This window comes from Caballeronia sp. GAWG1-1 (assembly GCF_023631465.1).
In the GTDB taxonomy this organism is placed as follows: Bacteria; Pseudomonadota; Gammaproteobacteria; order Burkholderiales; family Burkholderiaceae; genus Caballeronia.
Genome location: NZ_JALQDB010000030.1, coordinates 146761 through 168367, shown reverse-complemented (window position 1 = coordinate 168367; position 21607 = coordinate 146761). Strand labels below are relative to the sequence as shown.

Annotated in this window: 25 protein-coding genes; 14 read left to right on the top strand and 11 right to left on the bottom strand. The window is 57.1% G+C overall.

The genetic code is table 11. From position 1 onward, the window contains the following. The first annotated feature begins 779 nt into the window (after window positions 1-779). From NCT03_RS21230 to NCT03_RS21215, 4 genes are all read left to right on the top strand, one after another. Complete coding sequence (locus tag NCT03_RS21230; protein ID WP_250493799.1) at window positions 780-1385, top strand: LysR substrate-binding domain-containing protein; 606 nt, start codon at window positions 780-782, stop codon at window positions 1383-1385. A gap of 244 nt (window positions 1386-1629) precedes the next feature. Further along, window positions 1630-1941, top strand: a complete 312-nt coding sequence (locus tag NCT03_RS21225) for a LysR family transcriptional regulator (RefSeq protein WP_250493798.1) — start codon at window positions 1630-1632, stop codon at window positions 1939-1941. A 552-nt stretch (window positions 1942-2493) separates the two neighbouring features. After that, window positions 2494-5964: a TM0106 family RecB-like putative nuclease gene (locus tag NCT03_RS21220; protein ID WP_250493797.1), complete on the top strand. Its 3471-nt coding sequence runs from the start codon at window positions 2494-2496 to the stop codon at window positions 5962-5964. A gap of 138 nt (window positions 5965-6102) precedes the next feature. After that, window positions 6103-6861: an HNH endonuclease gene (locus NCT03_RS21215; RefSeq protein WP_250493796.1), complete on the top strand. Its 759-nt coding sequence runs from the start codon at window positions 6103-6105 to the stop codon at window positions 6859-6861. A 52-nt stretch (window positions 6862-6913) separates the two neighbouring features. On the opposite strand, the gene NCT03_RS21210 is transcribed toward NCT03_RS21215, so the two are convergent. The 6 genes from NCT03_RS21210 to NCT03_RS21185 all read right to left on the bottom strand — a co-directional run bounded on the left by NCT03_RS21210 (window position 6914) and on the right by NCT03_RS21185 (window position 10636). Then, window positions 6914-7120 carry a hypothetical protein gene (locus NCT03_RS21210; RefSeq protein ID WP_250493795.1) on the bottom strand — a complete coding sequence of 69 codons (207 nt, stop codon included), beginning with the start codon at window positions 7118-7120 and terminating at the stop codon, window positions 6914-6916. A 185-nt stretch (window positions 7121-7305) separates the two neighbouring features. Continuing rightward, the gene (locus NCT03_RS21205) at window positions 7306-8211 is read right to left on the bottom strand and encodes a hypothetical protein (RefSeq protein ID WP_250493794.1); all 906 of its coding nucleotides are present in this window, start codon (window positions 8209-8211) and stop codon (window positions 7306-7308) included. Window positions 8212-8344: 133 nt separating this feature from the next. Continuing rightward, window positions 8345-8701 (bottom strand): hypothetical protein, encoded by a 357-nt coding sequence (locus NCT03_RS21200; protein WP_250493793.1) that lies wholly within the window; start codon window positions 8699-8701, stop codon window positions 8345-8347. A 67-nt stretch (window positions 8702-8768) separates the two neighbouring features. Next, on the bottom strand, window positions 8769-9017 hold the full coding sequence (locus NCT03_RS21195; protein ID WP_250493792.1) for a DUF6440 family protein: 249 nt from the start codon (window positions 9015-9017) through the stop codon (window positions 8769-8771). Between the two features lie 20 nt (window positions 9018-9037). After that, window positions 9038-9502: a hypothetical protein gene (locus NCT03_RS21190; RefSeq protein WP_250493791.1), complete on the bottom strand. Its 465-nt coding sequence runs from the start codon at window positions 9500-9502 to the stop codon at window positions 9038-9040. A gap of 93 nt (window positions 9503-9595) precedes the next feature. Then, the gene (locus NCT03_RS21185; protein ID WP_250493790.1) at window positions 9596-10636 is read right to left on the bottom strand and encodes a helix-turn-helix transcriptional regulator; all 1041 of its coding nucleotides are present in this window, start codon (window positions 10634-10636) and stop codon (window positions 9596-9598) included. A 236-nt stretch (window positions 10637-10872) separates the two neighbouring features. Between NCT03_RS21185 and NCT03_RS21180 the strand changes: the two genes are divergently transcribed. The 7 genes from NCT03_RS21180 (at window position 10873) to NCT03_RS21155 (ending at window position 14322) form a co-directional block, all read left to right on the top strand. Beyond that, on the top strand, window positions 10873-11043 hold the full coding sequence (locus NCT03_RS21180) for a hypothetical protein (protein WP_250493789.1): 171 nt from the start codon (window positions 10873-10875) through the stop codon (window positions 11041-11043). 8 nt (window positions 11044-11051) lie between these two features. Beyond that, on the top strand, window positions 11052-11660 hold the full coding sequence (locus tag NCT03_RS21175) for a hypothetical protein (protein WP_250493788.1): 609 nt from the start codon (window positions 11052-11054) through the stop codon (window positions 11658-11660). A 54-nt stretch (window positions 11661-11714) separates the two neighbouring features. Further along, a complete protein-coding gene (locus NCT03_RS34170; protein WP_350030165.1) occupies window positions 11715-12104 on the top strand; it encodes an SIR2 family NAD-dependent protein deacylase in 390 nt (129 codons plus the stop codon). A 191-nt stretch (window positions 12105-12295) separates the two neighbouring features. After that, entirely contained in the window at window positions 12296-12583 is a 288-nt protein-coding gene (locus NCT03_RS34165) for an SIR2 family NAD-dependent protein deacylase (RefSeq protein WP_350030163.1), read from the top strand. A 17-nt stretch (window positions 12584-12600) separates the two neighbouring features. Next, window positions 12601-13035, top strand: coding sequence for an immunity protein CdiI family protein (locus NCT03_RS21165; protein ID WP_250493787.1), 435 nt, complete (start codon window positions 12601-12603; stop codon window positions 13033-13035). Between the two features lie 137 nt (window positions 13036-13172). Continuing rightward, window positions 13173-13862 carry a GIY-YIG nuclease family protein gene (locus tag NCT03_RS21160; protein ID WP_250493786.1) on the top strand — a complete coding sequence of 230 codons (690 nt, stop codon included), beginning with the start codon at window positions 13173-13175 and terminating at the stop codon, window positions 13860-13862. Between the two features lie 28 nt (window positions 13863-13890). Next, a complete protein-coding gene (locus NCT03_RS21155; RefSeq protein ID WP_250493785.1) occupies window positions 13891-14322 on the top strand; it encodes a hypothetical protein in 432 nt (143 codons plus the stop codon). Between the two features lie 245 nt (window positions 14323-14567). Here NCT03_RS21155 and NCT03_RS21150 read toward each other — a convergent pair whose 3' ends face one another. The 3 genes from NCT03_RS21150 to NCT03_RS21140 all read right to left on the bottom strand — a co-directional run bounded on the left by NCT03_RS21150 (window position 14568) and on the right by NCT03_RS21140 (window position 15822). After that, window positions 14568-15017, bottom strand: a complete 450-nt coding sequence (locus NCT03_RS21150) for a DUF6998 domain-containing protein (RefSeq protein ID WP_250493784.1) — start codon at window positions 15015-15017, stop codon at window positions 14568-14570. A 204-nt stretch (window positions 15018-15221) separates the two neighbouring features. Next, entirely contained in the window at window positions 15222-15422 is a 201-nt protein-coding gene (locus tag NCT03_RS21145; RefSeq protein ID WP_250493783.1) for a hypothetical protein, read from the bottom strand. Beyond that, window positions 15406-15822 (bottom strand): hypothetical protein, encoded by a 417-nt coding sequence (locus NCT03_RS21140; RefSeq protein ID WP_250493779.1) that lies wholly within the window; start codon window positions 15820-15822, stop codon window positions 15406-15408. Before NCT03_RS21140 ends, NCT03_RS21145 begins: the two co-directional genes overlap by 17 nt. Before the next feature lie 126 nt (window positions 15823-15948). On the opposite strand from NCT03_RS21140, the gene NCT03_RS21135 reads away from it, so the two are divergent. From NCT03_RS21135 to NCT03_RS21130, 3 genes are read left to right on the top strand one after another with little or no spacing between them, the layout of a single operon-like run. Continuing rightward, window positions 15949-16692: an H-NS histone family protein gene (locus NCT03_RS21135; protein ID WP_250493778.1), complete on the top strand. Its 744-nt coding sequence runs from the start codon at window positions 15949-15951 to the stop codon at window positions 16690-16692. Window positions 16693-16715: 23 nt separating this feature from the next. Beyond that, complete coding sequence (locus tag NCT03_RS34160) at window positions 16716-17357, top strand: TauD/TfdA family dioxygenase (RefSeq protein WP_350030166.1); 642 nt, start codon at window positions 16716-16718, stop codon at window positions 17355-17357. 8 nt (window positions 17358-17365) lie between these two features. Further along, on the top strand, window positions 17366-18325 hold the full coding sequence (locus NCT03_RS21130) for a hypothetical protein (protein ID WP_250493777.1): 960 nt from the start codon (window positions 17366-17368) through the stop codon (window positions 18323-18325). A 39-nt stretch (window positions 18326-18364) separates the two neighbouring features. On the opposite strand, the gene NCT03_RS21125 is transcribed toward NCT03_RS21130, so the two are convergent. Both NCT03_RS21125 and NCT03_RS21120 read right to left on the bottom strand, forming a co-directional pair. Then, window positions 18365-18538 (bottom strand): hypothetical protein, encoded by a 174-nt coding sequence (locus tag NCT03_RS21125; protein WP_250493776.1) that lies wholly within the window; start codon window positions 18536-18538, stop codon window positions 18365-18367. Window positions 18539-18567: 29 nt separating this feature from the next. Further along, a complete protein-coding gene (locus tag NCT03_RS21120) occupies window positions 18568-18885 on the bottom strand; it encodes a hypothetical protein (protein WP_250493774.1) in 318 nt (105 codons plus the stop codon). Window positions 18886-21607 lie beyond the last annotated feature (2722 nt).

Below are 21607 nucleotides of genomic sequence, written 5' to 3'. Positions count from 1 at the left end.
CTGGCGACTGAATCCAACCATAGCCTGACGTATGTCGCATGGCAATGCGCAAGGGACGCCGTCTAATGCGCGCTTACCGTACATAAGCTATTCTTCGCGCCGGACCGTCACATTCAAGAGATTCGATTCGGCTACCCTGAGTCGCGCAATGCCGTTAAGCGTCATTCTATGCCTGCGCTCGCGGTAAATATGGTCAACGACGCTCAAGCGAACCTGGGCCAGCCGTACACCGTTCCGTGGTACGCAAGCCGCGGTACAAAGGATAAGAAGAGCTGCACGGCGTTCTTCGTGGAGGAACAGGAAGCGAGTTGCCGAAAGGTTGCTGACCCGGGCGGGGATGCTTGTCCTCAGTGAAGGCGGGTCTCGAGTCGCTCGTCTCTACGTGACGCTCAGACCATTCTTGCCCGGACATGGAAAGGTCCCAAGGGAACCAAACTATCTTATGCTAGCGAGGGAGCAAATCAGGAACCGCGCAGCGACAGAGAGCGCTGCCAGACTCGACGCCTCTGTTTCCTGCGACGAGAACGAGCGAAGTCGACGCCGTTGCTTCTACCTAAAGCAGATGGCGAGATAGTTTTTTCGATGAGGTTGAATGACCGCCATCGCGTGCGGTAGGCATTAGCTAAACTCAGTTGCGTCGTTGTCGAGCCCCAATATCTTCTTTCCACCATTCGCTCCCGACGAACTGTTTCAGCTTCTCTCGAAGCATCGCCATCCAATCGGTTGCAAACCTTGATAGTGAGTTTTCACGCAGAGTAGTTATTGCAACGGTCGACCGTATGGCAGCTTTCGAGCGACGGATTCTCGTTCCCATACTTTTGGACATCGCGAAAAACCATCCTAACCTTCATCTCACAATGACCTTCTCCGACTTCTTCATTGACCCCATGGAAGAAGGCGTCGACTTGGTAATCCGCTTTGGCGAACTTCAGAGTTCCAGCGGGGTGGTGGCGCGTCGACTGACTAGCCAGCGGATGGTGATTGCAGCTTCACCCGGTTACCTTGCACAGCATGGCATGCCAACTCAACTTGACGAATTGGAAACACATCTGTGCGTCGTCGGCTACCGTCGAGGTCAGCCCTTGTCGTGGCGTGTGGAAGTTGACGGTGAAACGAAGCGTATTTCGCCTCCTGGAACCCATCAAATCAGCGATGGCGACTCAATCATCGAAGCTGCGCTGGCCGGCATGGGGCTTTGCCAAATGCCGATGTCACTCATTCGACTGTACCTGGAGTCAGGAGCACTGTCCTCGGTGCTTGATGACATTTCGAGTGCAGTCATCGACGTGCACGCCGTCTGGCCGAAGGTGGCGCATTTGCGGCCAAAGGTGCGTCATGTGGTCGACACTTTGGTGGAACTCGCGGAACAGGCGCGATTGGATTGAAACACCGCACGTACTGTTGGCTCTTTTGAAACCGCGACGCATCTCGTCTTACTCTCTGCTTTGGGCGAGTCGACGAATCATGCGTCACGAACCTGCTGATGGTGCGCCCGCCGCCGCCTCCTTAAGTTGCAAGCGAGCCGTAACGCATTTCTTTCCCATTCAACGCTGAAAGAAGCGCTGGAGGGAAGCTTTACGGGCCGCGGGTCGGCAACTGGGATTGACGAGCAGCGCTGTCGGGAAGGCGGTGACACGGCTCGAAGAGCGCCTTGGGACCAAACTCGTTCATCGCACGACTCGGCGGCTCACGCTAACTAACGAGGGAGAGGCGTATCTCGCAACCTGTCTGCGCGTACTTGGAGAATTTTATGAGACCGAGAGCTTTCTGACCACCGGCCGGCAGGAGCCGGTGGGTCAAGAGTCCGCGCGCGTTCATCCGCACCACGGTGGAAAGCTCAGCGCTAAGCGCAAAGCTGAGGAGCTTGCGCGATGGGCGCGAGAAATGGAGTTCGTGCATGCGCGAGTAGCCGCGCATCGAGCTGCGCAACTTTCGGCGTAAGCGTGTCCTCGTCACAACGTCGTCCAACAACATAGGTTTCACGCTCATGAGCCAGCCGACTGGCTGGGCGGCAGAATCCCGCTGCGCGGTCCACATCGCGCCCAGGTCGTTCTGGTCGCATGAGAAAGCGAACAGCCCACAGCGGGTGATAGCGGTGCCCCTTGTCGGCAATGGAAGAATCAGGGAGGTGCCAGTCGACAGCGTCCAGAATTCGTCACAACTGCGGCGTTGCCTTCGCGTCTACGAGAACCCCCTCCGGAAGGCGCCCATCGATGATGGACGCGCGAATGGCCGTATACCGCTGAAGAATGTGTCGACAATGGTCAGCTCTCTTTCAGCCTGCGCTTCAGCGTCCTTCGAGGCGGGGCGAAACCGATATAACCCCAGGCGCTTCTCAGCGTCGAGCAGAGCATGCAGGGGCCTGCCTAAAGCCGCGGTAAACATCGGGTAACCAGATATCGTGTGCTTGGTGACACTTTCTCGGTACAGAGGACGTGACAAGTCATTTGTGTTGTTACGATGAGGACTTGCGCGATATAAAAAGGTGAAAAAATGCTGCATCTGGACGGGGAGCGGGTTTATTCGGCGTCGGACCTGGTGTCGTTTCTTGAGTGCGAGCACAGCACGACGCTTGCGCTGATGGACCTCGTCACGCCTTTGGAGAGAAATCCCGAGGACGAGCAGCTCGTGCTCGTGCAGGAACGCGGCATCCAGCACGAGAAAGCGTATCTCGAGACGCTGATTGCAGAAGGCAAAAGCGTTGTCGACATCAACGCCATTGCGGGCAAGGACATCCGCTCACGAGTCGCGGCAACGCTAGCAGCAATGCGCGAAGGCTTTGACGTAATCTACCAAGCGGCATTCCTTGACGGTAATCTGCTCGGGTACGCGGACTTTCTGGTCAAGGTGCCGACGCCGTCTGAACTTGGGGCGTTCAGTTATGAGGCGGTCGACACAAAGCTTGCGCTTTCGTCCCGCAGCAAGTTCCTCGTGCAACTGGCGTTTTACTCACACTTACTTGCACGCGCGCAGGGTGCCTATCCCCAGCATATGGCCGTGCAGCTTGGTTCCAACGAGATGCAGACCTACCGCTGTGCAGATTTCCGTTTCTACTTCGACACGGCGCTTGCGCGGTTCCTCGCCCGGGTGAGCCTTGCGAAAGCGGCAGACGTGGCGGCAGCGGCGGTGAGCACCTATCCGGACCCATGCGACAAGTGCTCCCAATGCCATTGGAGCAACCTCTGCGATGCCAGGCGGACCGAGGATGACCACCTGTCTCAGGTGGCCGGAATCACACGCGTACAGGTGCGCAAGCTCTCAGACTCAGGCGTCAACACGCTCGAATTGCTGGCAAAACTGGCGCCCGAAGCCGCGGTTCCTAAAATCGCGCCCGAGACCCTCGACCGACTGCGCTCGCAAGCAAACCTGCAATACCTTTTCCGCCAGGACAACGAGCGGAGGCTTGTCCTGCTCGAAAAAGACCCGGACGACGTTCGCGTGCGAGGCTTCGAACGTCTGCCGCAGCCGAACCCGGGCGACATGTTCTTCGACATGGAGGGCAACCCGCTTGAAACGGGCGGCCTCGAGTATCTCTTCGGCGTCTGGGAAGTTGACGCCGGGGAGGGCGTATTCCGCGATTTTTGGGCGCACAACCGCGCGGACGAAAAACTCGCGTTTGAGCAGTTCATGGACTACGTCGATGCGCGACTTCGGCAGTACCCAGATGCTCACATCTACCACTACGCACCTTATGAGCAAACAGCGCTGAAGAAGCTGATGTCCGTACATGGAACCCGCGAGGAGTCGGTCGACAATCTTCTGCGTCGCGGCAAGCTCATCGACCTGTATGCGGTCGTGCGTGAAGCGTTGCGCGTGTCGGAGCCCAGCTACTCCATCAAGTACATCGAGCGGTTCTACCGGGGCTCGCGTGCGGGCGACGTGACCAATGCCGGCGCCAGCATCGTCTTCTACGAGCGCTGGAAGGCGCTGGTCGCGGAAGCAGGGAAAGAAGCGGCAGCGGCGAAGCTACTGCAGGACATCGCGGACTACAACCGCGATGACGTTGAGTCGACGTACCAGCTTCGCGAGTGGCTGCTGAAGCTTCGGCCCGCAGCGACGCCATGGGCCAACGCGGCAGCGGCAAACGAAGCACTGGCCGAAACGCCAAAGCAGGTGGACCCCGACCGGCTGCGCGTTCAAGAGCTTGTTGAGTCCATTCTTGCAACGCTGCCGGCCAAGGAGAAGGATTGGTCCGAGGCCGACCACTATCGTGCGCTCGTCGGTTACATGGTCCTTTATCACCGTCGCGAAGCGAAGCCGGATTGGTGGGCGATGTTCCACCGGATGGAGATGACCGACGTTGAACTTGTCGAAGATGCGGAAAGTCTGGGCGGACTGGTCCGCGACAAAACGCGTCCCCCGGTTCAGGTCAAACGCTCGAAGCGCTACTTCTACACCGTGCCGCCGCAGGAAACCAAGCTGCGAACAGGCTCCAACGCGACCAACGTGCGCAGCGGCAAAAGCGTGTCCAATCTCCAGGTGGATATGCACGCGCTGACGGTTTCCTTCACCGTCTCTGGGGCCAACGTGCCGGACGATGTGCTCTCGATTGGACCGGGCATGCCGATTTCGACGAAGCATCACGAGGCAGCGCTCGAGCACTTCGCAACCCACATGTTGGCAAAAAGCCCGGGTTACCGAGCGGTCAAGGCCTTGCTCCGATGCGAAATCCCGCGAATCAAGGGCGTTGCGCCCGGCGCCGCGCTGGTCAATGAGCAGCTGGAGCTGATGCCGCAGATGATTCGTGTTGTTGAGAGCATGGACGAGACCTGTCTCTTCCTGCAAGGGCCGCCGGGCGCGGGGAAGACCTACACCGGCTCGCACGTCATTCTCGAGCTGCTCAAAAAGGGCAAGCGTGTGGGCGTGACCTCGAACAGCCACCACGCCGTCAACAACTTGCTGCAGGCGGTTGAGAAGCGCGCCATCGCGGCCGGTGTCCGGTTTGTGGGCATGAAGAAGTCCACCAGTGAGGATAGTCTTCTGGACGGAGGCCTGATTCGGGACGTGACGGACGAGGACGAAATCTTCGCAGGCGAGCCTGACTTGGTGGCGGGAACCTCCTGGCTGTTCGCAAAGGAGCCGATGCGCGAGTCGCTGGACTACCTTTTCGTGGATGAGGCCGGTCAGTTGGCGCTGGCCAATCTCGTCGTTGTTGGTTTGAGCGCGAAAAACATCGTTCTTCTGGGCGACCAGATGCAGTTGGGTCAGCCGAGCAAGGGGATGCATCCGGGCCGCTCAGGCGACTCGACGCTCGACTACCTGCTCGATGGCGCCGCGACGATTCCGCCAGAACAAGGCATCTTCTTGGGCACGACCTACCGGATGCACCCCGATGTTTGTGAATTCATTTCGGACGCTGTCTATGACGGTCGTCTGCATCCGGCAGGGGACACGGCGCAGCGTCTTGTTCACGCGCCGTTCGAGGGTGTCGCGGCCGCACCGATGAACGGCATCCGTTACGTGCCGGTCGTGCACGAAGGCAACGCGCAGTCGAGCGCGGAGGAGGTCGAGAAGGTGCGGAACCTCGTCGACGACCTGCTCAACGGCACGCGGGATGACGGAGATGGCGGCATGGCTCCGATGACGCTCGACGACATCCTCGTCGTCGCGCCTTATAACGTGCAGGTGAACGAGCTCAAGCTCGCGTTGCCGGCAGGCGCACGGGTGGGCACGGTTGACAAGTTTCAGGGGCAGGAGGCGCATGTCGTCATCCTGTCGATGACCACCTCGAACGCTGATTACCTGCCGCGCGATATCGAGTTCTTGTTTAGCAAGAACCGCCTGAACGTAGCGGTCTCGCGTGCGAAGGCGCTGGCCGTCGTTGTCGCCAGTCCCGACCTGTTGAGCGTGCCGTGTAAGAAACCCGAGCAGATGGCGCTCGTCAACACACTCTGCGCTCTGGTGCACTTTTCTGGACGGCAGGCGGGCATCGCTTCGGCACAGGGAGCCCAATCAGCTGTCTGATTCCCGCGACAACTTTCTGCGAGCAAGTGAGGGGTGTGCGCTTTTCGGAGCATTCCGCGCTTGCATAGAATGGCGGCAATCACTAACACGCCTCGCCGCGGCTGATAAGCGGACCGGGCGGATTTCGGGGAAGCACGCGTGAAAAAGCTTCAGGTACCTGATGATTTTGGTTTGCGTTTTGAGGGCAGGTGCCTGCTCGACATTGAATGCAAATCGCGAAAGAACGAGTCGGTCTACCCTTACCTTTGCGAAATGGCCGGCGAGCGGGGACGGCCCGTATTCGCCGTTTCGCTGTCAGGGGACAGCGACGAATACGAGGGCTTTGACTTGCCAGGACTTTTGGGGCTCTTCAAGGACGGCGCGTTCGACCGTGGGGCGCAGCTCAGGATGAAAACGCTAGAGGCTAGTGGTGGAAGCGGCGGGGCACCAAAGAAAGGCGCCATATCGCCGCACTTCTGGTCGCTAGTGGCGAATCTAGGCGTGCCAGCACCTGTTGTAGCGGTCTCAGCCACAACTGCCCCCGTAGCAACAGCGGATGCCGACCGTGCAACGCGAGCGTTGGACGACCTTGCAGCCCCAAGCGACCCTGAGTCAGGCGACCGCGCGCTGACGATTCGGCACGAGTATTTGCGAGACCCTAAAGTGCGTAGGCGCTTAGTCGAGGCCGCGAACGGGCTGTGCGAGTATTGCCGAAAACCCGGGTTCAGGAAGCTCAACGGTGAGCGGTATCTCGAGGCTCATCATGTGATATCGCTTGCTGATAACGGGGATGACTCCGTGGATAACGTTATTGCAGTTTGCCCGGAGCACCACCGCGAGGCTCACTTCGGCGAGAACGGAGAAGCACTCGAGCAAGACTTCATGAAGGTCATCGCCCGTCGGCGCGGGAAGCTGTAGGCGCCGCAGGTCGCCGGTTGTCGGGTGAAGGCCCCGCAACGCGCCCTCCTCATCAGACGGTAGTGAAGGTGTGGTTTGGTGGAATGGCTGCCACACGGAATATGCTGCAAAGCTTGACGACGCCCATCTGCTTTAAGATGAGCGCGGTTTTCCACCAGGCATCCAGCGGCTTCTGCTTGTTGAAATAACGCGCCGTGAAGCTCCCATCGGCGTACGTTATCCACAGCATCACTGGAGTAATCGTTTTCTTAGATTTCATCGTTCGCGCGTTGGATTAGAGGGAACGCTCCAAGTACTAGAACACTTGGGTCAGCGCATCATTGAACCTGCTGAGCTTGTCTTGGGACACGTTGTACAGTTTTCCACACGACTTTCCCGAGGTGTCTTGGAGCTTAAGGCCGATGTCGCGCAGAGTTGCGCTTACCGACTCCACTCCAGCCAACTCTAGCCAGCCTGGGTACACGTAGACGCCGCCGTCGGCATATACGCAGACAGGTCGCTCTTTCCGCGGGAAAAAATAAGGCGAGGGTTGGTCGACGCAGACGAGGTCGACAACTGCACCTTTGAATCAGGACCCTCAGCCCACATCCGCAACCTTTGAAGGCTTGCCAATAGCGCCGGTCCGCCCTTGTCAACGTCGACCACCTTGGGTCTTCCCGTTGATGCGACAAATCGGAAATAGTCATCCACGGTTCTCGGCGCCGCCGCTGCAGCTTTTTGGGTTTTGGCGCGCTCAGTGCGACCGATGACAGTCGGAACATAGGCGACTCGGGTTCCGCACTGGAAGTGCGTGAGCTCGATTCCCACCACCTCCTGGACGCTCAGTCGCTCGTTGAGGTACTCAATGAGCCGCCTAAGGGTGACCGGGATTTCATCAGCGACAAACACGAGTCGGCACTCGCCCGCCGAAAGCTTCGCTTGCACGGTGCTCCAGAAGTCATCGGCACGCCCGCCGGCGAGGAACTCGTCAAATTCTGGCTGTCGGCTTGGGTGGATTTGCGATTGCAAGTTCTCGACGGTCACGGCCTCGAGCGCTGCGGCGTAGTCAATCATCTGCGCGACCACTTTTCTCTTGCTTTCAGGGTTGCCTGAGAGCTTGTCCTCCACAAGAATCGGTGTCCCGGACTGGTCCAGGTACAGGTGGTCGACGAAGATGGCTTGGCCTCGTCCGTCGGGAAGAGAGAATTGAGCTTTCACCTCGAACCAACGCTCTGACTCTTCCACTGAATCGGAGAGGCTATCTGCGAGGAGATTTGGGTTGGCGGAAAGCAGGTCTGTCAGTGTCTGCTCTATCTCCGGCCGCGTGCGAATGAACCTGACCGGCTTGCCGCCTTGGTCTGCCACGTACATGCTTTGCATATTCGTTGTCTCTGGGTGGTTCTGATACCGGCAAAGTATTCTGTCGCGCCCGGCGAAGCTGTTCGACGGGCAACAGACCGCGCGACCGGCCGGGGCGCGTTTAAGCGCGAACGTCCGCGTAAGCCTAGAAGTTGTCTGCCCACCGCTCCCAGAAGCCCGGCTCGTCGTGATACGCGTTCTCCATGGCTTTGTCGAGCGGGAAAATCCAGAACCTGACGCCGTCGTATCGCATGGTGCCGTCCTCAAACTCGAGGAACTGCTGCAACTTCTGATACGTTGGGTCGTCCACGTCGTACGGTACGTCGATATAAATCTGACCCGCGTAGGAACGCATGACGGTCGTACTCGCAACGTGTCCGCACCGCGTCCATTCGACGTGATTCGCCTCGAGCCACTCGACGATGGCGCGCCGGCTGTCGATATCGTCGAAGGGGACTGGATTCGGGCGCTGCTCGGCCAACTCGAACTCGAGGTAAAGCACATCGCGCTTCTTTTTGCGGGCGATGGCATCAATGTGCTAAATAATCTGCGGCATGCAGTGTCTCCGTTCACTTGGCGGGCGTGCACATCACCTTGCCATCAGCCGTAAGCCGAGGCGTGACGCCGTCCCGCACGCGGATGTACTGACAGCCGGTCTCGGTGTCGCGGTAGACGTGCACCCAGTCGTCTGTTTTTACCTTCAGCTCTTCAAAGACTTTCGGACCCTTGCGCGGCGGGTCAAACACGCCTGAGATAAAGAGCATCGCGAACGTGAACGCGACGCAGGCAAACGTGAATCCCAACGTACCCTTCAGCATAAAGTCTCTCTCGGTTTTTGTTATGCAGGTTGCTGCAGCAGCAGGGAGTTCCAGTCCAGCCCGAGCGCCCGGGCCAGGGCCTGCTCACGCGCGCCTTCGGCCCATGTATGCACCTTGCTGAGCACTTTCTTATAGCTTCGGGCGTAGAACCATCCGGTCCGGGTCAGCTCCCACGAAAACTTCAACTGCTCGCCCTCAACCGCGAACACCGGTTGGCTTGCTTTGACGAGAAAGCCCAGCGAGCCAAGCTGTCCAAGACGGCCAAACGCGTGCTCGAGGTTCTCGACGCATTCCGCACCGCGAATGCCGGAGAAGAGCATCATGCCGCCCTTGAGCAGCGCCTCGCGCATGAACGGAAAATCATCCTTCACGCGCTGGAAGCCAGCCAGGTGCCCCGCGACCAGCATGGTGTCGAGGTGGAAGATTTCGTCGATGCGCACGCTGTTGGCGCGAAAGCGCGTGCTGTACTTGTCTTTCGCGAACATTGCTTGGTCTCTCAGGTTCGTTGAGACCTTGATTGTCCACACTTAGAGGACATATCCGGTCCCGTTCTTCCCACCGTATGACGGCTACGTTCGCTAGCAGTCAGCGTACTGCTGTGCAGCCTTACGCGCGTCATCCGCCACCTTCTCGCGCAACCATTGCGGCTCGAGGATTTCGACTGCAGGGCCGAACGAGCGGAGCCACCAGCCGAGCTTCAGGCTATCGACGACTGTGGCACTGATAACAAGGCGTTCGCGCTCGTCATACTCCGGAGGCGACTGGTCAGCCGACACGTGCGACTCGAGCAGGTGGTCGCCGGCATGCTCGGAGAACGCCAAGCGAATGCGAAACGGCTCGCCCTTCACCATGAACTGAAAAGCCTTATCAGTCTTGATGTACTGCTCGAGGCTAAAGTCGGCCGGATAGGTGAAGCTCTCTTTCGTTTCTTCGACCTGGACAATACGGTCCAGCCTGAGCGGCGGGCGCAGCCACTCGAATTTTCCCTTCTCGGGATTCGGCGGAAAATCCATCTCCTGAGCCACGACATACATCAACCCTGCAGACTCGACAAGTGCGAGCGGTGCCACGCGCCTCCACCTGGCCTTAACGTTGTCGCGCTTGTTTCCGGCCGACTGGTAACGCACACGGAGGACGCGTTCGTGGAATGTCGCGTCCTTGATGGTGTTGAAGACATCAGCGTCGAGGTCCGGGCGAAGAAGCGGAAAGAGGGCGTCGACGGTGTCGATTTTGTCGAGCCACCGCTTGTGCATTTGTCGACCGTCGTGCGAAACCTTCAGCCGCTGTTTGGCTGACTGGAAAAGGCCCTCGACGTCCCCAAGTATCGCCTTCGGTAACTTTTCTTTGGTGATTCGCTCGATAAGGCTGAACGTCACTGCCTCAGAAGCCGACATGTGGTCCGCAGACTTGTGACCGCCCACCGGGCTGATTGCGCGCTTCCAGAAAATCGGACGCTTGCCTTCCTCCTCGGTCGAAATAACCTTCTGCGCCGCCTCGAGCTGCCGCATCTGGCGCAACACATACTTCGCCTCTTTGATGTGCCCCCGTTCGGCCAGACGCTTGCGGATGTCCTGCGTGGTCATCCACGTCTTTTCGCGTGCGTCCGGCAGCATGAGCATGATGGACTCGTGGATAAGGGCGTTGCGCATCGAATTCCCCGGTGGTCTTTGTTTCGTATGAAAGGAGTCTATCGCAAACAAAGGACATAAATTGGTCCTTTGTTTGCCGTTAGAGGACCTTTTCCGTGTGCAGGCCCACTTTGGTCGGGCCGCACTCGCGGCGCTTTAACAAGACCCGCGTTGTGTCCTCTCTTGCGCGGAGAATGGGCGGAGACACCTAATCTGACAGGGGACCCATGTCGACAGAAATTCGTCAGCGGACGCTCGAGGAGCTTTACAGCGTTCTCGCGTTTGAGGCGACGCGTCGCAGCCTCAACTGGCTGGCAGGCGTCTTCACTGAGTTCGCGATGGTCCCGTCGCAAGAGGACCGCGCTTTCGCACGGCTCAGCCAGAACAACGCGACCTGATTGTTGCCGTGCTTGAGCTGGTTCGGGCCGGCGAATGTCAGGTCGAAGGCCATACCGTGCTGCTGGTGCCATACCCGGGTTGCCCGCTCCTTGGCGCCAATGTCGACGTGAGCGAAGCCTGCGTGCACGCCGCAATCGACCGTGAGACTGACGGATGCGTGCACCACCCGCGGGCGACGCAGCGATGGTCAAGCTATGCGCGGCTCTCGCAGCTTTGCCCGAATTCTCGTGTGCAGGTCATCCGGCGCTTTACTGGAAGCCAACGGGGACGGACGATTCTCGTCACGATCTCGCGCGTCGCTGCGGTTATCGCACCGCTGGATGTGGTCTACCTTCTTCGATGGGTGGTAAATCTGCGCATCAACCACGTGCTCGTCGTGAGCGGTCGCGAGTACGAGCCGTCAGACGCGACCGCGTGCAATGACTCGCCGACGGCGCTGGTTGCGCATACGGTGGGGTTCTCAGCGTTCGCGCGGGACTACCTGCGCGAGCTTCGTTTTGTTGGTCAGTCGGACACATTCTTTAGAAACTCCGGTATGTCGTATTCTTTCTCATCGTGCGGCTTTGCGAGCCGGCTTCGTGTGCCAATACAGCCGCAGCGCGGCCGCCGCTTGTAAGCGCGCGCCGCGCTCGTCTCCCATCGGTACGGCTCATCCGAGCAACGGCCCGACTTGCAAACTAACCCCGATGAGACCCTTGTCGTCACGAATGCCGAGGAAATTCGCAAGGCTGTGAGCTGGCTGATGGAGGCCGACGGGCTTCTTATTACAGCTGGCGCCGGCATGGGCGTGGACTCGGGTTTGCCGGATTTTCGCGGTAACCACGGCTTCTGGCGCGCGTATCCGGGACTCGAGCACCTTGGCTTTTCATTCGAGGAGATGGCCAACCCGCAGCGTTTTGAGGACGAACCGGAGCTCGCCTGGGGCTTCTACGGGCATCGCCTACAGCTTTACCGCGACACCGTTCCACACGACGGCTTCCGCATCCTGCGCAAATGGGCGGGGCGAATGGCGCGCGGCTCGTTCGTGTTCACCAGCAATGTCGATGGACAGTTCCAGTAGGCGGGCTTCGCGCAGAACCGCATTCACGAAGTCCACGGCACGATTCACCACTTGTAGTGCATCGCGGCGTGCCGAGCCGTCACGTGGCCGCGGACGACTTCCGCCCTTACGTGGACGCGACGACTTCGCGTCTGCGTAACGCGCTCCCACGCTGCCCGCACTGCGGACGGCTTGCCCGCCCGAACATCCTCATGTTCTGGGGTGGCATCTGGGTCGAGCACGAAGCGGACGCGCAGGAGGCGCGCCTGAAGGCATGGTACGCGTCCGTCAACAGGCCGGTAGTGGTGGAGCTTGGCGCAGGCAAAGCGCTGCCTACCGTTCGGCGTTTTAGCGAACGACACGCGCGCCATCGTCTCATTCGTATTAACCTACGGGAGTCCGGCACGGCGCCGCAGAACGGAATCGGACTACCCGCAGGAGCTTTGGAGGCACTTTACCTGCTCGATGAACAGGCAAGCCTCGCTGGGTGGGTCGATTGACACCTCGCTTAAGAGACATGACCGAGAACAAAAAAGACGAGAGCGACATTTACGCGAGCCCTGTGTACGTTCGCGTCATGCCTGACTACATGTCGAACTGCATCTGGCATTTCGACGGGTTGCATATGGACCCAGAAGAGCTGCCGGTCTCAAAAGAGCTGAAAGCCCAGCTGGCGCAGTGGGCCGACTGGTACAACATCAACGACGATTTCAAGCCGGAAGCTGAGCGCAAGAACCGCTTGAACTGGAAGAAATTCAATGCGGAGGGCGTTGAGATTACGCGGGCCATCAAACGCGAACTGCCACACTGGACCGTCGTCTGGCACGATGACAAGAAGCTCACGGCATTGATTCGTGTTGGTGGCGAAAGCCCAGCTCGGAATCTGTACGAGTTCGAAGTTCTGCCGGGCGGCGTGCTCGGGCCGCCGCCGACGCAAGCCCCCGCAGAGTAAAGCGCGCCTGCAGACCGAGAACCCCGTGGCGTTCGAACGCAATCACACACCTGTCCAGACGCACTGATGCTCAGGACGAACCCTAGCGTTATATACGCACCCCTATGACGTCATCTTTTGTCGACGAGTCGCGTGACTTGTCCGAACCTGCCTCGTTCGCGCCTGAGGCCTTCATGCCTGAGCCGGACGCCACTCAACCTGCGGCAGCCCAGCTCACCTCGCGCGGCCCTAGCACTATCTCGCGCTACCTGCTCGACCCAATCCACGATATCTGGGTGGCGGAAGGTTCGCTGTACGTCGCTCGCGTTATCAAAGTGACCCGCGGTGACCCGAACGACAAAGGGTCGTCTTTGCACGGATTCTTCAAGCAAGACGGTTTGAGCGAAATCGCGCAAAGGCCCGGCGTGTACATCCTTGTCGGCACCTACAAAGGAACCGGAGCGCCCGCCATCTACGTGGGCCAAGGCAAACATGTGAGCCATCGGTTGGACGAGCACAACAAAAGAAGCCAGCGACTTCATGACTGGCACACCGTCTATTGCTGCATTGCATGGAATCACTTCATGCACACGTCCCGCAGCATATTGGAAACGAAAATGCATCGCTGGTCGCGTGACCTCTGTAAGAAGCAATTCCACGTGACGAACAGGCAAATCGGCAGGGCGGGGAGCACTCAATTTCAGCAGGACGAGTGCAATCAAGTGTTCGAGCAAATCAAGGACTTGCTCGGTTTTCTTGGTTTTTACGACCATCTCCAGATGCCCTGGTCTGTCGTTCCGACGAGAAGTGAAGGGATGCCAGATGTCCTGACGGCGGATGAGTCTTGAGGGATTGAATCCGCAGGAGGTCGCTGCAATGGCCAGAGCAGTCCGTCTTTCCAAGTCCAAGATATCTGCCGGGTACCGGTGCCAGAAACGCCTGTGGCTAGAGACCCACCGCTGCGAGCAGGCTCAGGTGTCGCGCGGCAGTGAGCACAGCTTTAGGATGGGCCATCTTTTTGGAGACAAGGCGAGAGTGGTTCTGGGGTCGGGTCAACTGATTGGACACGCACGGGATATTGGACAGGCTCTCCGGGAGACGCCCGCCGCGCTTCAGCGGGCTTGCGTGGAGAACACGGCTGTCTATCAGGCCGCGTTCGAGTACCAAGACGTTGTTTCGCGCGCCGACGCGTTTGCGCCTCATACGGGCGGATGGCACCTGACCGAAGTAAAAGCTTCGACGTCGGCCAAGGAATACTTCTACTACGACTGCGCGGTGCAGGTGTGGTTCGTAGCCGCGCCATCTTGAGAGAACATCCTAATTGGAAAGTGATTTGCCACAATGAACGAAAGCTCATGGCACTCGTAATCGTTGGGGACAAAAAACTTGCCTCGAAACAAATTTAAGTTCGAGGTGCTTCGGGACGGCTCACTGGTCGCAGTCGCGGACTAATCACGGCATGTGACTATGTGTAATCCCGTTGCTGAAGACAGAGCAGTGTCGTGAACTCGGCGCGCGACACTGCAAACCCGGCTGAGCGGGCGGTCGCACTGTTAGCGTTTGGCAATCCGGTCCTGCGGCGCTACGTCTGAGGAGAGCTTCCGAAGTTCGCTCATCGGGAAGCTCAAAAGCTTCTCGCCAACATGCTTACGATGTTCGTAGCGCTGCCGCACGATGGCGCCGGGACCGTTGTAGATTTCTTCGAAAGTACCGTCGTAATTCAGCTTCAGACCCAGCATGTAATCCGGCGTTTTTCCGAAAGTCAGGTGGTCTTGAAAGCTTGCTTTGACTTGCACCCTCCGCCCAGAAGAAGTCACGCCGTCGTGACATGGCTCGGACACTTCATCGAGTTTCACGTCGTAAAGCAGTTCGGCGATGATTTCGCCAATGTCTCCAACTAGGCGGCCGTCGATGGTAAAGCGACGGTGCGGAAACTGAACACGGAGCAATTCAATGCCCTCGAAGATACACTTCAATCCTTCTTTAATTTGGGGATGTGACATCTTCTTCGACTCGTTGTTAGCATGGGGCGATTATGAATTCCTGAATTCGGCTATGCAATAGTTCGAGGGAAAGTCCCTAAAACAGAATATGTTCGAGGGATTCTACTTGAACACAAACACTTTGTGTTTGCCCCTCCTGCGTCGCAGGGAGGTCCAATGCATTCGCGCATGTCCAAGGCCCGCGGCCATTGGGGAGCGGGGCTTCTATTTTGAAATGCCGACTTCCGCACAGCACTCAATCGCGATAGAGTTCATCGCGCCGAAGCGCGGCCGAAGCTTTATCCAGTCGCGAAACATCGTCGCAGCTTTTTTGTTTTCCTTTTTCAATTCATCGATAGAGCCATCGCGGACTGACTCGCGGCCCCCCTGCGCCGCGGAACAAATCCGGTCAGTACCAATCTTCACCCTCATACTTCTTCCATTCGTTTGCGCTTACCTCCTGCATACGGATGTAGTCGCGCAACTGAGATGAGCGATTGAGTCTCGCCTTGATGCTGGGGCAACGTCTGTTTCTAGCACTATGTCGAGCAGCGCGGCTGCGTTCGAGCAATTTGTCTCGTAGTCGCATCATTACTAGCCGTGCTTTCAGTGCTGAGCTGTCTTTTCCTTCGCTCTCTTGCTTACGAACATCGAGCTCCAGTTCGATGGAGTCAAAAACGTAGGCATGCGACAGCAAGCCAGTGCGCCCGCCTCGGTGCCTGCGGGCTTCTGCCTTGAGGATGGTCGTCCGAACACCTTTGTACTTTGAGGGCTTCACCCGGCGGCTGAACGACTTTATTTTCTGTTCCATAACTATGCTCATCATGTTTGCGATGTCGTTTGGGTTCAGCGCTCATTATTTAATATGGGAGCGTGAGTGGGCAAGTCTGCGTTTTTGGTCGCTGTCAAAGGCGATATGGCATAGTGCGATGATTCTCACTTGGAGGCATATATGGCTACGCTCAAAAGCTTGCAAGCACGAATCGCGAAGCTTCAATCGCAAGCCCGGACAATGATGAGGAAGCAATCGGCAACAGTCATCGCACAGATTCACTCGCTGATGCATGAGCACGGTCTTACCATGGAAGACATTGGCGCAAAGTTCAGGGCGAAAAGGCCTGGTCCTGAGGCAGCGACGAAGTCGGTTATTGGCAAAAGCGGGGCAGTTGCGAAGTACATGGACCCAAAAACCGGAGCGACTTGGAGTGGTCACGGTCGCGCTCCAGCTTGGATTGCGAGCGCCAGGAACCGCGACCGTTTTCTTGTTGACGGAGCGTCCGGGAACGCGCCGGCTGTAACCAAGAAGGCGGTGAAGCAGGACAATTACGTTCGCGGCGTCCAGCCATCAAAGTACCGAGACCCGAAGACGGGTGCTGAATGGAGCGGTCGTGGGAAAGCGCCGGGTTGGCTCGCTGACGCCAAGGACCGCAGCAAGTTTTTGATTGCAACCGTGCATACTTTAACAGCCAAGGGTAAGTTGGCGACTGTAGAGACAGCAGCTAAGAAGGTCGCCAGTAAAAAGGGCGCATCTACGGTGGCAATGAAGAGCGGGCGCGCTGCGTCGAACGCTGCCAGTCGGAAGTCCTCCGCGAAGCGGGCGGGCAGTAACGCTCTCGCAGCAAAAAAGGTGGACTCGAAGCTAGAGAAGAAGGCGACCGCACCAGCTTCGTCCGAAGGCCTCTCGACGTCGGCATAGAGGCTGCGAGTGTGCTGAATCTGATGAATTTCGTCGAGCGACTGGAACAGGACGGTTTTGCCGTTACCGACTTCGCTTGCCAAGGTGATGAGTTGGCCGGGGCAGTTCAAGAGATTGCTGCCTCGTTAGGTGAAGTCGTCCCGGGTCGTACGGCAGCGGTAGAACTGCTTGAGCCCACGGAAATGCAAGACGCGCACCGCCACTCGCTCAGCGCGCTGTACGGGAAGGGCGACTTTCCGTGGCACATGGACACGGCTCACCGAACTGAGCCCGTCCGCTTTGTTGTTATGGCGTGCGCCGAATGTTCTGAGGCTACGGCGCCAACCGTTATCGCCCCGTGGAGAGAGCAGATTTCGTCGGTTCTGACGAAAACAGAGATTGCGTCCGCTCTGTTTCTCGTAAAGAATGGTCGGTCGTCGTTCTACTCAGGGATGTGGGTCCGCGCCTGCAACTACTTGCGATATGACCCAGGGTGCATGGCACCCGTCAATGAAGACGCTGTGATTGTATTAAAGAAAATGCGCCAGTGGTCTCCCTCAACACAACATTCCGTTGATTGGAAAATGGGGCGCATCTGCGTGTTTGACAATTGGAGAATGCTGCATCGGCGCGGAAGCGTCGACGGCTCTGCGCCGCGAACACTGCTTCGGTGTTACTCTCGTTAAGAGACTTTGTGAATAAAGCCAAATCGCTTCCTTCGTCTATCTCAGCCGAGGCATTACTCGGAAAATCAAAGGCTTTTGCTCGGAAGGCGCTCATCGCTAAAGGTGGAGATGATTCGACCGATTATCAATTATGGGCTTCGCTTGCAATGGAAATCCTGGCGAAGGCCGCGCTTGCGAGTGTTCATCCAAGCTTGATTGTTGGCTCTCAGAAGAACCCTAATTCCATTCTTATTGCGGCCGGCTTCGAAGTGAATCTACGCGTCGCAACCATTGGGGCAGACGGGGCTTACGTACGGCTTAAACACACCGCGGCTCCCCGATTTAACAATGAGGTGTACGAGTTTTGCAAAAGCATGGCGGAGATGCGCAATGCCCACTTGCACTCTGGAGAACTGCCTTTTCAAGGCAGACTAACAGATACGTGGGAGAGTCGCTTTTGGCACGCCTGCGAGATTGTATTGGAATCGATGGATACGAGTCTTGAGGAGTGGCTCGGAGGAAACAACGCTCAACAGCCCAAAGCCTTGATTGCTGCGGCGTATGAGGCAAAATTGGCGGCAGCGAAGCAAAGAATTTTTGAGAGCGCCGCCGCCTTTAAACAGGACCATTCGAAGGTTAAGGACCGCGAACGACTAATAGAGGAATCCAAGAAGGTTAGGCCGCGGTTATACGCAGATTGGTTTCGTCGTCCGCTCGACTTTTACTGGCTGGAGAAGTGCCCCGCTTGCACTGCGTACGCAATTGCGGGCGGCGACCAGATTTTCGAGTCTCTCGCAGATGACCAAGACGACGCAGAAGAGGGGATGGAGTTGGTCGAGCACGGATTCTCGACGGAAGAGCTCCACTGTCCGACTTGCCGCCTTACCTTGAGGGGAGAAGAGGACCTTGCGGCCGCGAATATTGACATTGAACACGTCGAGCAAGAGGAACGCGAAATCCAGTACGAGCCTGAGTATGGCAACGACTGAACGAATTCGCGTCCACAAAGACTGGTGAATGAGCCGGCACTACAATTCGAACGGAGGTTGGTCTGCATTGCGCAGCCGGTCTATGGCGTAGACCTGCTGACGAAACGCGCGTGCGTCGGCTTCAAAACTCGACAAGAAGCCGAGACAGTGGCCGCAAGCCAGCAATACCACCTCTGCTTCGCTCTTTTGGTTGACGTTCTCGATGCCGGACATTTCGGAAGCTTCGCGTATATAGATGTCTTTCACACGCGTGTATTTGCGCTCGCGCTGAGGGGACTGAGCGTATGACCTACAACATTCCGCAGAGCGTTAATCGCGGCGATTAGCTCCCATTCGCCAAACTGATTTTTCCGAAGGCACAGCGCACGGCTTACGTTCATCTTGTCCGCAAAGCTGAGCCTCGCTTCTTCCAAGTGTTCTCGGTGGAAAACAAACTGGTCAATTGTTTTACTGAGAGCTTCTTCGATGAGAAGGTGCCCCTTCAGGAGAACATGGACGGTGTCGTCAACGGAATTCATCTCCTGGACAAAGCGAGCGTGTGCAATGTCAATTTCGGTCATAAATCAGCCTTCGTTTAGTTTTTGAGTCTGCTACGACAAGCTCGCTGGGTGCGGCGAGCGCCCGCAGGTTAGCAATTGCTGACCAAAGCGATGCGCTCTCGGCCAGTCGAGCTTCGTTGTACACACGTTCAAGGAGCCTGCAGATTGCCTGTCGTGAGGTAGGCCAGACTACAGCGACGCTCCAAAGTATGTCAGCGAGCCCTGCGTATGTTTGGGCCATGTCGTCGCGTCTGCAAAAGAGCACTGCCGCCTCGACTAATTCCGCTAGTTGCCTGGAGCGGTCGTCAAGTCCGTCGAATCCTATCGGGGCTTCATCTAGCCTATGTCGTTCGGGCAGGACATTCGCAAGCAATGCGCTACTGAAGACGCAATTCTTATTGTACGTTCGCGTTTTCAATCGGAACCTAAGACCCGTGGATTATATAATCCGGTCAAAACTGGACATCAACAATACACAGTGTATTGTTTTAGGCTACGGACCGCGCTTTAGGGTAAATTCTAACTCGATTGTAAATTCGTTATACTAAAGATAATCTGCAAAAGTCAAGGTATACGAGTAATTTCGTAGGGTTTGCGAAAAGAATTATATTCTCGACAAAAGCCGAAAATCGGCGATTCGTATCTCATTCGTCAAAAATTCCAATTTGCGTCGTCAAGCTAATCTGTCACGTCAAACCCCCTTTTCCCCGTTGCTGAGTCGCCGAGATGAAAGCATTGGACTTCAATGATTTTAGGAGAGGGAGCTGCCATTTTAGACATTAAAAGCAGCGCTTTAGAAAAAAGAGGCTTGAATGTCATGACCGTGATTGGTAACTCACACGGAAAAAGGCTGCATCAATGGCCCATCTTAGGTTGAGTTAGCACGCACCAATCTGGATGTTTATTGCGTAGCACACCGAAGTCATGATTTTAGATTTTGACGAGAGCGATGCTACCGGTATGGGACTGACCGCAACGAGTCAGTCAGAAAAAGCGCCTGGAACAGTCTTGCGATTTTGGGGTGCAAGTGAAGTTGCGCCTGGAAAAATGTTCCTTTAAGACTATGTACCCGAACACTTAGTCGAGGAGAACGATAATGCTGAGGATTTAAAACTTGGCATATTTGCCAGTTAACAGAAAAACGGGCACCAGTGGCTAAACCGAATGCCCGTTACCTTCGGCGCGGCGGCCTTAGGATTGCCTACACACATGGCTATCCTCCGTCCCTTGCGCCTCTTTGTCAAGTGCTTCTTGATAGGGGGCAGGTCATGATTTCGTCCAATGAAATTCGTCTGTGCACGCGGAATTCTGAGAATGGAGACGCCGGAAATCGGCAGCAATTGGTGAGTTTGCCTTACGAATTCGAAAATTCGACGTCCTGCGTTCGAACCAAAGGCGATGCTTATTGCGTTGGTGGGGGTGGGTTCAATCAGAGTTACATCTCACCGAACCCGCAGGTTTTGGTCAATGAAATCAGCACTGACTCATCCCCTCGCGTTCCGCCAGTTACTCGAGCCCTGAGTCTCCGTGGCGGCCGGCCGCCAAAAGTGCTCCTTTTGAATTGGCCGGACGCGCAAATACGCGCGAAGGTGCTGCACAAGTGCGTTCATCCCGTAGAAACCCGGTATTGGAAGACCTCTCCAGACGAAGCGAGATACATTCTCCTGGCAGCGCATGAGCGACCATTAGCCAATCAGTTGATGACTCTGAGGCGAGAGATTTCGTTGTTGCCGCCGTACCGCCGGGTTGCGATTGGAATGGACTGCGCGACGCAGGACCTGGATTGCATTGCGCCTCTCGCATACGAAATCCGCCGACTTGTTCGTCCGAACGTTCGAGTTATTTGCGCGGTTGACGCCCGCGATGACGTTGCATGTGCATTGCATCACGAACTTGTTGCACTGCACATCGTGGTCATCTCCGAGGGCATGCCATGGACGCAGCGGATTACGAATGCCACGTGGAGTGCGGAAGAAGACGAATCTCAGCTGCTCGAGACGAGATGCTCAGTTGCAAGTGATGACCCTCGACGTTGCCAGAACCAGCCCCGCGAGGGGATGACGTCATTGCAAGACAAACGCAGGGTGTTCAAAGTCTTACCGGGTAAGACCGGCTCGCCTCCTGCATCCGCGGGTGGGGACGTAGTGCCTATCGAAGCACGGCAGGTGATAAGTGCAGCGAAAACGCGTGCGGCGCAAGCGGTGAAGTTGCGTGTCGAGCCCTCCAAGAGCGGCGAATTTACCGATTCCTTGACGACTCAGCCTGACATGGAGCAAAAGGCTGTTCCTACTGTCAATCGGCGAAACTCTACTGCGAGCATCAATAAGGCAGCTTCCAATCACTCGACGATGAGCAATCCCACCGACGCAGTGCAAGTCTGGCGAGCAGACAACTCTGAGATGCTTACCGCGAGTAGCCAATGCTCTGTGAGTCTTCGACCCGGGGTTCGCTACGAGAATCGTTCGACTGATATCGTGGACGTCGAATTTCCGCCGCCTAAACCACCGTCGAAGCTTGACGCACCGCGCTTGCTCGAGGCTTGCGCTGTTGGCGCGGGCACTGAGAGTTCCTCCGTTTTCTTAAGCGATGTCACGTACGACGAGACGATTGCAGAAATCCTACTCTTTGACCGAGACTCGGTCGACAGGGCTAGTAACGCAGCCGCCTATCGCAACTCATTCGCCATTCAGCGACTCTTGTGTGAACGGCGACGTCGCTAGTTCGCACGCTTCCGAAAGGTGCA